General features: G+C 56.9%; 6 protein-coding genes. 5 read left to right on the top strand and 1 reads right to left on the bottom strand.

The genetic code is table 11. From position 1 onward, the window contains the following. Window positions 1-321 precede the first annotated feature (321 nt). A complete protein-coding gene (locus tag RI563_RS11085; RefSeq protein ID WP_310694448.1) occupies window positions 322-1,638 on the bottom strand; it encodes a TRZ/ATZ family hydrolase in 1,317 nt (438 codons plus the stop codon). Between the two features lie 468 nt (window positions 1,639-2,106). Between RI563_RS11085 and mtnA the strand changes: the two genes are divergently transcribed. The 5 genes from mtnA (at window position 2,107) to pheA (ending at window position 9,665) form a co-directional block, all read left to right on the top strand. Then, window positions 2,107-3,156, top strand: a complete 1,050-nt coding sequence (gene mtnA / locus RI563_RS11090) for an S-methyl-5-thioribose-1-phosphate isomerase (protein WP_310694449.1) — start codon at window positions 2,107-2,109, stop codon at window positions 3,154-3,156. A gap of 182 nt (window positions 3,157-3,338) precedes the next feature. Beyond that, window positions 3,339-5,891 (top strand): DNA gyrase subunit A, encoded by a 2,553-nt coding sequence (gene gyrA, locus RI563_RS11095; RefSeq protein ID WP_310694450.1) that lies wholly within the window; start codon window positions 3,339-3,341, stop codon window positions 5,889-5,891. 262 nt (window positions 5,892-6,153) lie between these two features. Further along, on the top strand, window positions 6,154-7,236 hold the full coding sequence (gene serC / locus RI563_RS11100) for a 3-phosphoserine/phosphohydroxythreonine transaminase (RefSeq protein WP_310694451.1): 1,083 nt from the start codon (window positions 6,154-6,156) through the stop codon (window positions 7,234-7,236). A 170-nt stretch (window positions 7,237-7,406) separates the two neighbouring features. Further along, on the top strand, window positions 7,407-8,573 hold the full coding sequence (locus RI563_RS11105; RefSeq protein WP_310694452.1) for a phosphoglycerate dehydrogenase: 1,167 nt from the start codon (window positions 7,407-7,409) through the stop codon (window positions 8,571-8,573). Between the two features lie 6 nt (window positions 8,574-8,579). Continuing rightward, window positions 8,580-9,665: a prephenate dehydratase gene (pheA, locus tag RI563_RS11110; protein ID WP_411293579.1), complete on the top strand. Its 1,086-nt coding sequence runs from the start codon at window positions 8,580-8,582 to the stop codon at window positions 9,663-9,665. Window positions 9,666-9,724 lie beyond the last annotated feature (59 nt).

The raw sequence follows: 9,724 nt of genomic DNA on the forward strand, positions 1-9,724 counted from the left end.
AATTTATTTGTCTGGGTATTTTTTCGATTTGCGTGAATTAGCGTTTATTTGCGGAACTAAAACCTGCTCTGTCCAGTCGTAGGCCAGGTTGCGCGAAACGTTATCTGAATTTTTTCTGGAGACACTGTCACCCAGGCTATCGTCAACCGAGCCACCTACTAATGCTCGATGTTGGTGTTTGTGTGTGCCATATATTTTAAGTATACAGGAAGAACAATCCGCAAATGAACGCGAATCAACGCAAATTTATTTGTCTGGGTATTTTTTCGATTTGCGTGAATTAGCGTTTATTTGCGGACAAAATCCGAACTGTCCAGAAGGTTAGTTTAATGGTATGAGGCGTTGCTGCCATTGCTGCGCCCGCTCCAGCACGGCGTTCGGGTCGATGGTCGTCAGCTCGCGTTCCTTGAGCAGCTGGCGTCCGGCGACCCAGACGTCGGTGACCTGTTCGCGCCCGGCGGTGTAGACCAGTTGCGATGCCGGATGATAGACCGGCTGGCTTTCCAGCGTGCCCAGGTCGACGGCAATGATATCGGCGGATTTGCCGGCTTCCAGCGAGCCGATTTCCTGTTCCAGTCCCAGCGCCCGGGCGCCGTTGATGGTCGCCATGCGCAGCACGTCCTCGGCGGGCAGGGCGCTGGCGTCACCGGCCACCGCCTTGCCCAGCAGGGCGGCGCTGCGCATTTCGCTGAACATGTCGAGATCATTATTGCTGGCGGCGCCATCGGTACCCAGGCACAGGTTTACGCCGGCCCGGGCCAGTTCCTGCACCGGGCAGAAGCCGCTGGCCAGCTTCAGGTTCGATTCGGGGCAATGCACCACATGCACCCCGGCCTCGGCCAGGTGCGGAATCTCTTCCTGATTTAACCGGGTCATATGCACGGCCAGCAGATGCGGATTGAGCAGACCCAGCTCTTCAAGCCGCTGCAGCGGGCGCTTGCCGGTGTTGTTCAGGCTTTCCTCGACCTCGTGGGCGGTTTCATGCACATGCATATGCACCGGAATATCCAGTTCTTCGGCATAGGTGGCGATGCGCTGCAGCGGTTCGTCGGAGACGGTATAGGGCGCGTGCGGCGCAAAGGCGGTCCGGATCAGCGTGTTACCACGCAGTTGATCGTGCAGGGCGATACCCTTGCTCAGGTATTCGTCCGGCGTCTGTGCCCAGGGGGTGGGAAAGTCGATCATGATCAGCCCGATGCAGGCACGCATGCCGGCCTGTTCCACCGCGCGCACAGTCTCCTCCGGGAAAAAGTACATATCGTTGAAGCAGGTGGTGCCGCCGCGCAGCATCTCGGCGCAGGCGTGTAGCGTGCCGTCGTAGACGAACTCCTTGCCCACCCATTGTTGTTCCGCCGGCCAGATATGTTCTTGCAGCCATTCCATCAGGGGCAGATCGTCGGCCAGTCCGCGCATCAGGGTCATGGCAGCGTGACCGTGCATATTGATCAAGCCGGGCATCAGAACATGTTGTTCGAAGTGCTGGACATGATCCGCCTGATAGCGTTGTTCGGCTTCTTCCCTGGGCAGGACGGCCTCGATGCGTCCATTATGGATCGCAATGGCATGTTGCTCGAGCACCACACCCTGTGGTTCAACAGGCAGAATCCAGCGCGCGGATAACAGTGTGTCAATCTTCATGCCGGGAAAGATACAGGGATTGGATTCACGACTGCAAGTATTTAGGAGGAGGCTCGATGGGGATTTCGGGTTTTTCAGTCCGCCAATGAACGCGAATAAACGCAAATCAGGTTAATCGGGTTTAACCTCAATGACTGAATAAACGTTCCAATTCCCCGATCACTCTATGCAGGCTGGAACAGGCGCAGCGGTTCCCCCTGAACTGGAAAAACCCGGATCTGGCGCGTTGCGCCTTGATCCAGGCTACTCAGACAATGGGGGCGGGTATTCGGAACCTTGATTGAGAGGTGACAGAGTAGTTTGATTATTTGCGTACATTCGCGTTCATTGGCGGACTGATTTGAAAACAACCAGGTTGGCGTATATTCGCGTTCATTAGCGGACTGATTTGAAAGCAACCAAAGTTGGCGTTTATTCGCGTGCATTTGCGGACTACAATGGGTACCCCGAAACAACCCCGAACTTTTTATGCTGGATCAATACGACACCTTTAAACCGGTGATGTGGGATGACGAGGCGGTGTGTCTGCTGGATCAGCGGCTGCTGCCGGGGCAACACCAGTATATGTATTGCCGTAGCGTGGCCGAGGTGGCGCAGGCGATCCGGGATATGGTGGTGCGCGGCGCACCGGCCATCGGGATTACCGCCGCCTATGGTGTGGCGCTGGCAGCGCGGCAGCGTTACGCCGAGTCAGCGACACACTGGCGCGATAACCTCGAAACGGATTTGCAACAACTGGTCGAGGCCCGGCCGACAGCCATTAACCTGTTCTGGGCTATCGAGCGCATGCGTCGCAAGCTGGATACCATAGAGAGTGATCCCTTCTCGCCCTTGCTGGAGGAGGCCCGATCCATCCATGAAGAGGACATCGCCGCCAATTTGAAAATGGGCGAGTTCGGGGCCTCGCTGATCGCGCCGGGCGAGAGCGTACTGACTCATTGCAATGCCGGAGCACTGGCCACCGGTGGCCACGGTACGGCGCTGGGGGTGATCCGCAGTGCGTATGCCGGGGGCAAACTGGGTGCGGTGTATGCCGATGAGACCCGGCCCTGGTTGCAGGGAGCGCGCCTGACCGCCTGGGAGCTGCTGCAGGATCATATTCCGGTGACGCTGGTGGCCGAAGGGGCCGCTGCCTGGCTGATGCGCCAGGGCAAGGTACAGTGGGTCATTGTCGGCTCCGATCGGATCGTGGCCAACGGCGATGTGGCCAACAAGATCGGCACCTATTCCCTGGCGGTGCTGGCGCGGCAGCACGGCGTCAAATTCATGGTGGCCGCGCCGACCTCCACCATTGATATGGCGGTCGGCGAGGGCGGGGCGATTCCCATCGAACAGCGGGATCCCGCTGAATTACTGAGTTGCGGCGGTCAGCGGGTGGCGGCCGAAGGGGCCGGGGCCTGGAACCCGGTTTTCGATGTCACCCCGGCACAACTGGTGGATGCCATCGTCACCGAGCGCGGCATTATCGAACAGCCCAATACCGAGAAAATGGCCCGGCACATGGGTGAGCACCGCTGATTTTCTATTCTGGCCGGGCATCAAAACGGTTTTCAAAACCGCGCGGCTTTCCACGATACGCCCGCAACGGGTTTCTCACGGCTTTTTCCAAAGATGCAGTAGGTAGCCCCGCTATGGTATAGTGGGCGTCTAAAATCGTCTCAAGAATTAACGAGCCACACTAACCTGACTGAAGCCAACGCATGAGCGAATTTGCCAAGGAAGTCCTCCCGATCAACATCGAGGAGGAGATGAAGCAGTCCTACCTGGACTATGCCATGAGTGTGATTGTCGGGCGCGCCCTGCCCGACGTGCGGGACGGCCTCAAGCCGGTTCACCGCCGTGTCCTGTACGCCATGCGCGAACTGGGCAATGACTGGAACAAACCCTATAAAAAGTCGGCCCGCGTGGTCGGTGATGTCATCGGTAAATACCATCCCCATGGTGACAGCGCGGTCTACGACACCATCGTGCGCATGGCCCAGCCTTTTTCGCTGCGTTATATGCTGGTCGACGGCCAGGGCAACTTCGGCTCGGTCGACGGCGACGCCCCGGCGGCCATGCGTTACACCGAAGTGCGCATGGCAAAGATCGCGCACGAGCTGCTGGCGGATATCGAAAAAGAAACCGTCGATTACACCCTCAATTACGACGAAACCGAATATGAGCCGGAGATCCTGCCGGCCCGCATTCCCAACCTGCTGGTCAACGGTTCGGCCGGGATTGCAGTGGGGATGGCGACCAATATCCCGCCGCACAATCTGCGCGAGGTGATCAACGCCACCCTGGCGATGATCGACAACCCCGCTATCACCATCCAGGAACTGATGGGCTATATCCCCGGTCCTGATTTCCCCACCGCCGGCATCATCAACGGCGCGCGCGGCATCGCCGAGGCCTATGCCACCGGCCGCGGCCGTATTTACGTGCGGGCGCGCATCGAAGTCGAAGAGATGGCCAACGGGCGCGAACGGATCGTGGTCACCGAGCTGCCTTATCAGGTCAACAAGGCGCGTCTGCTCGAACGCATCGCCGAGCTGGTCAAGGAAAAGAAAATCGAGGGCATCAGCGAGCTGCGCGACGAGTCGGACAAGGAAGGCATGCGCGTGGTGATCGAACTGCGCCGTGGCGAAGTGGTCGAGGTGATGCTCAACAACCTCTATCAGCACACCCAGATGCAGACCGTGTTTGGCATCAACATGGTGGCGCTGGTCGAAGGCCAGCCGCAACTGCTTAATCTGCACCAGATTCTGGCGGCGTTCATTCGCCACCGCCGCGAGGTAGTAACCCGCCGCACCGTCTTCGATCTGCGCAAGGCGCGCGAGAAGGCGCATGTGCGCGAAGGCCTGGCCATTGCCCTGGCCAACATCGATCAGATCATTGCCCTGATCAAAGCCGCCAAAAATCCGGCCGAGGCCAAGGAACAGTTGATGTCGACCCTGTGGGAACCGGGCGTGGTCAACCAGATGCTGGAACGTACCGGCGCCGCGGCTTCCCGGCCGGAAGGGCTGGCGCCCGAATTCGGCCTGGTCGAGGGGCGTTATCGCCTTTCCGATGCGCAGGCCCAGGCGATCCTGGACATGCGCCTGCACCGTCTGACCGGACTGGAACAGGACAAGATCCTCAACGAATACGAAGAACTGCTCAAACAGATTGAGGAATTGCTGGCGATCCTGGCCAGCTCCGAGCGCCTGATGCAGGTGATTCGCGACGAGCTGGCGGAAATGCGCGATCAATACGGTGATGAACGGCGTACCGAGATCATTGCCAGCCAGGAAGATCTCACCATCGAGGATCTGATCACCGAAGAAGATGTGGTGGTGACACTTTCGCACGAAGGTTATGCCAAGGCACAACCAATCACGGCCTACACCTCGCAACGGCGTGGCGGCAAGGGCAAGGCGGCGACCTCGGTCAAGGATGAAGACTTTATCGACAAGCTGTTTGTGGCAAGCACCCATGACACAATTCTCTGTTTCTCCAGCCGCGGCAAGGTCTACTGGCTGAAGGTCTATGAGCTGCCGCAGGCCGGGCGCACCGCGCGCGGACGCCCAATCGTCAACCTCTTGCCAATGGAAGAGGGCGAGCGCATCAATGCGATCCTGCCGATTCGCGAATACGCGGAAGGCCAGTTTATTTTCTTTGCTACCAGCAATGGCACGGTCAAGAAGACCCCGCTGACTGATTTCTCCCGCCCGCGTGCCTCGGGGATTATCGCCATCGAATTGCGCGAAGACGATCACCTGATCGGTGTGGAACTGACCCGGGGTGATCAGGATGTGTTGCTGTTCAACAATGCCGGCAAGGCCATTCGCTTCAACGAGCAGGATGTGCGCGCCATGGGCCGCAGCTCGGTCGGCGTGCGCGGCATGAAGTTACTATCAGATCAGCATGTCATCTCACTGATCATTGCCAGCGAAGGCCACATCCTGACCGCCACCGAAAACGGCTATGGCAAGCGCACCGGTGTAGATGACTATCCACGTCATGGTCGCGGCGGCCAGGGCGTCAAGTCGATCCAGACCTCGGAACGTAACGGCGAAGTCATCGGCGCTGAACTGGTTGGCGAAGAAGATGAAATGATGCTCATCACCAGCCGCGGCACCCTGGTGCGCACCAAAGTCGACGAAGTCTCGATCATGGGCCGCAACACCCAGGGCGTCAAATTGATCAGCCTCGGTGAAGGCGAAAAACTCTCCGGCATTGAACGCATCGCCAAGATCAGCGACGAGGAAGATGCCATTGATGAAGAGTAAGTGTAGTTAACGCGGAGGTCGCAGAGGCGCGGAGGCGCAGAGTAAAAGAATTAATTTTGATTCGGTTCTATAGTGAAGATTTGATGAAAGCGAAGCAGCGGTTCAATACTTCATCGAATTCAGCTGTGTGGGATTTTTAAAATCAATTCTCCGCGACTCTGCGTCTCCGCGACCTCCGCGTTGAATGAATAAAATTTAGAAATGGCATGTTCCTGCAGTCTAATCCGGAATATGTGAAATAAATTAAAAACAGGAGTTGTGTATGTCACGTGTATTTAATTTTAGCGCCGGTCCGGCGATGCTGCCCCAGGAAGTTCTGGAGCGCGCTCGCGAGGAAATGCTTGACTGGCAAGGGAGCGGCATGTCGGTGATGGAGATGAGCCATCGCGGCAAGGAGTTTATGTCCATTGCCGAGAAAGCAACAAACGATCTGCGTGAGCTGATGGCGATACCGGACAATTACGAAATTCTGTTTTTACAGGGTGGCGCCAGCAGCCAGTTCGCCATGGTGCCGATGAACCTGCTGCGTGGCAAAACCAAAGCCGATTACATCAACACCGGTGCCTGGTCGAAGAAGGCGATCAGTGAAGCGAAAAAATTCTGCGATGTAAACCTGGCCGCGTCCAGTGAAGCCGATGGCTTCAGCAGTGCTCCCGCGCAATCCGAACTGCAATTGAGCGGTGATGCGGCGTATGTCCATTACACCCCCAACGAAACCATCGGTGGGGTGGAGTTCAACTACATTCCCGATACCGGTGATGTACCGCTGGTGGCGGACATGTCCTCGACGATTTTGTCGCGTCCCATAGATGTTTCGAAATACGGTGTGATCTACGCCGGGGCACAAAAAAATATCGGGCCGGCTGGCCTGACGGTCGTGATCGTGCGCAAGGATCTGATCGGCGAGACGCTCGACAAGACCCCGGCCATGTTCGATTACCAGGTACATGCCGAAGCCGACTCCATGGCCAACACGCCGCCGACCTACGGCTGGTATCTGGCCGGTCTGGTGTTTGAATGGCTGAAAGAGAAGGGCGGCCTGCAAGGCATGGCCGAGATCAACAAGCGCAAGTCGGACAAGCTGTACAACGCGATCGATAACTCCGACTTTTACGCCAACCCGGTCAAGCCCGATTGCCGTTCGTGGATGAACGTGCCCTTTACCCTGGCCAATCCCGATCTGGACAAGACCTTCCTCGAGGAAGCCGCCAAACAGGGCCTGACCACCCTGAAAGGCCACCGCTCCGTCGGCGGCATGCGCGCCAGCATCTACAACGCCATGCCCGAAGCCGGCGTCGACACGCTGGTCGAGTTCATGGCCGACTTCGAAAAACGTTATGGCTGATAATGGCTACTAGATAGTGCCTGATTAATAACGCAGAGGTCGCGGAGCCGCGGAGACGCAGAGAGAAATAATTTGAATATATTATTGGGTTTGTTCAATTAAATCCTCCGCGTCTCTGCGGCTCTGCGTTCTCCGCGATAAATTTACGATAGCAAGAAAAGTGAATAATTATGTACAAGGTTCTGACGTTAAATAATATCTCGCTGGCGGGCCTGGAACGGCTGCCGCGCGATCAGTATGAAATTGCTTCCGAAATAGGCCATCCCGATGCCGTTCTGGTGCGTTCGGCGAAGATGCACGACATGGAAGTGCCGTCCAGCCTGAAGGCCATCGGTCGTGCCGGCGCGGGGGTGAATAATATACCGGTCGACAAGATGTCGGACCAGGGCATCGCCGTGTTCAACGCGCCCGGCGCCAACGCCAACGCGGTGAAGGAGCTGGTGCTGGCCGGCATGTTGATGGCCTGTCGTAATATCGGTCCGGCCTGGGATTTTGCCCGCTCGGTGGAAGGTTCCGATGCCGAGATTAACAAGGCCGTGGAAGCCGGAAAGAAAAACTTCGGCGGTTTTGAATTACCCGGCCGCACCCTGGGCGTGATCGGCCTCGGCGCCATTGGCCGTAACGTGGCTAATATGGCGCTGCAACTGGGAATGCGTGTGGTCGGCTTTGATCCGGGCATCACCGTCGAAGGCGCCTGGCAGTTGTCCTCTGACGTGGAGAAGGCCGGCAGCATGGACGAGCTGGTATCCAAGGTGGATTTCATTACCTTCCATGTGCCGCTGGTCGATGCGACCCGCAATATGATCAATGCCGATCGACTCAAATTGATGCGCGACAATGTCGTGATTCTTAATTTCGCGCGTAATGGTATCATTGATGATGAAGCCGTCAGTGAAGCGATCAAAGCCGGTAAAGTGTACGCGTACGTATGTGACTTCCCCAGCAACTTGCTGAAACATCATGAACGGGTTGTCACGTTGCCTCATCTGGGTGCTTCCACCGTCGAGGCGGAAGAAAACTGCGCCATCATGGTGGCCGAGCAGGTGCGTGATTATCTCGAGCACGGTAATATCCGCAATTCGGTGAATTTCCCCGAAGTCTACATGGAGCGTACCGAAGGCCAGCGCATTGCCATTGTGAATCGCAATGAACCGAACATGGTCGGTCAGATTACGGGCGTCCTGGCCACGCAAAACCTGAATATCGTGGATATGATTAACAAGTCAAAGGGCAACCTGGCCTATAATCTGATCGACATCGATGGCAGTGTGGATGAAACCACGCGCGAACAATTGACGGCCATCAATGGTGTGCTGAAAGTCCGCTTCATTGATTGAATACGGATCACTGACTTGAGCGACGACCTGAAAAAACTGCGCGAGCACATCGATCAACTGGATGAACAGATCCAGTCGTTGATCAGCGAGCGTGCGCGTCTTGCCGAGGAAGTGGCCCGTACCAAGCAGGCCAATGGCGATGACGTATTCTATCGGGCCGAGCGTGAAGCCCAGGTCCTGCGTAATGTCATGCAACGTAACCAGGGGCCACTCAGTAACGAGGAAATGGCGCGGCTGTTTCGCGAGATTATGTCCGCCTGTCTGGCACTGGAACGGATTATGAACATCGCTTTTCTGGGGCCGGAAGGAACCTTTACCCAGGCAGCGGCGCTCAAGCACTTCGGTCATTCGGTACAGACTTTGCCAATGGGTACCATTGGCGACGTGTTTCGAGAAGTGGGGTCCGGCACGGCTTCCTATGGGGTAGTGCCGGTGGAAAATTCGATCGAGGGGGTGATCAATCATACCCTGGATGAATTCATGACCTCGTCCCTGTCGATTTGCGGCGAGGTGGAGCTGCGTATTCATCATCACCTGTTGAGCAAAAGTGCCGTGATTGGCGATATTCGCAAGGTCTATTCCCATCGCCAGTCGCTGGCCCAGTGCCGTAAATGGCTGGATTCGAACCTGTCCGGCGTGGAACAGGTCGATGTCAGCAGCAATGCCGAGGCCGCGCGGCTGGCCAGCGCCGATCCCGAGTCTGCCGCGATCGCCGGAGAAAGTGCGGCAGACATTTACGAGCTCGATTATCTGGCGAAAAATATCGAGGATCACCCGGAGAACACCACCCGCTTTCTGGTCGTCGGTCGACGGGTGACGCCCCCCAGTGGCAATGATAAAACCTCGATGCTGGTGTATACCCGCAATCGCCCGGGCGCGCTTTATGGCATGCTGGAGCCGTTTGCCAAGCACGATATCTCCATGTCACGCATCGAATCCCGTCCTTCACGTCAGGGCATGTGGAATTACGCGTTTTTCATCGATATCGAAGGTCATATCGACGACAGCAACGTCAGCCAGGCGATCAGGGAACTGGACGAAACCGCCAGCATGGTCAAGGTGCTCGGTTCCTATCCGCGTGCGGTGTTATGAAACAAAGTTGGCAGTTTGCAGAGGGCAGTTGGCAGACTTTATGAGTACTTAGTACTTAG

Origin of the sequence: Thiohalophilus sp. (genome assembly GCF_031581315.1) — a bacterium.
Taxonomy (GTDB): Bacteria; Pseudomonadota; Gammaproteobacteria; order UBA6429; family Thiohalophilaceae; genus Thiohalophilus.

What these genes read in the sequence shown, in the direction of transcription:
- RI563_RS11085 (WP_310694448.1), bottom strand. Translation starts at nt 1,638, where the DNA reads ATGAAGATTGACACACTGTTATCCGCGCGCTGGATTCTGCCTGTTGAA.
- mtnA (WP_310694449.1), top strand. Translation starts at nt 2,107, where the DNA reads ATGCTGGATCAATACGACACCTTTAAACCGGTGATGTGGGATGACGAG.
- gyrA (WP_310694450.1), top strand. Translation starts at nt 3,339, where the DNA reads ATGAGCGAATTTGCCAAGGAAGTCCTCCCGATCAACATCGAGGAGGAG.
- serC (WP_310694451.1), top strand. Translation starts at nt 6,154, where the DNA reads ATGTCACGTGTATTTAATTTTAGCGCCGGTCCGGCGATGCTGCCCCAG.
- RI563_RS11105 (WP_310694452.1), top strand. Translation starts at nt 7,407, where the DNA reads ATGTACAAGGTTCTGACGTTAAATAATATCTCGCTGGCGGGCCTGGAA.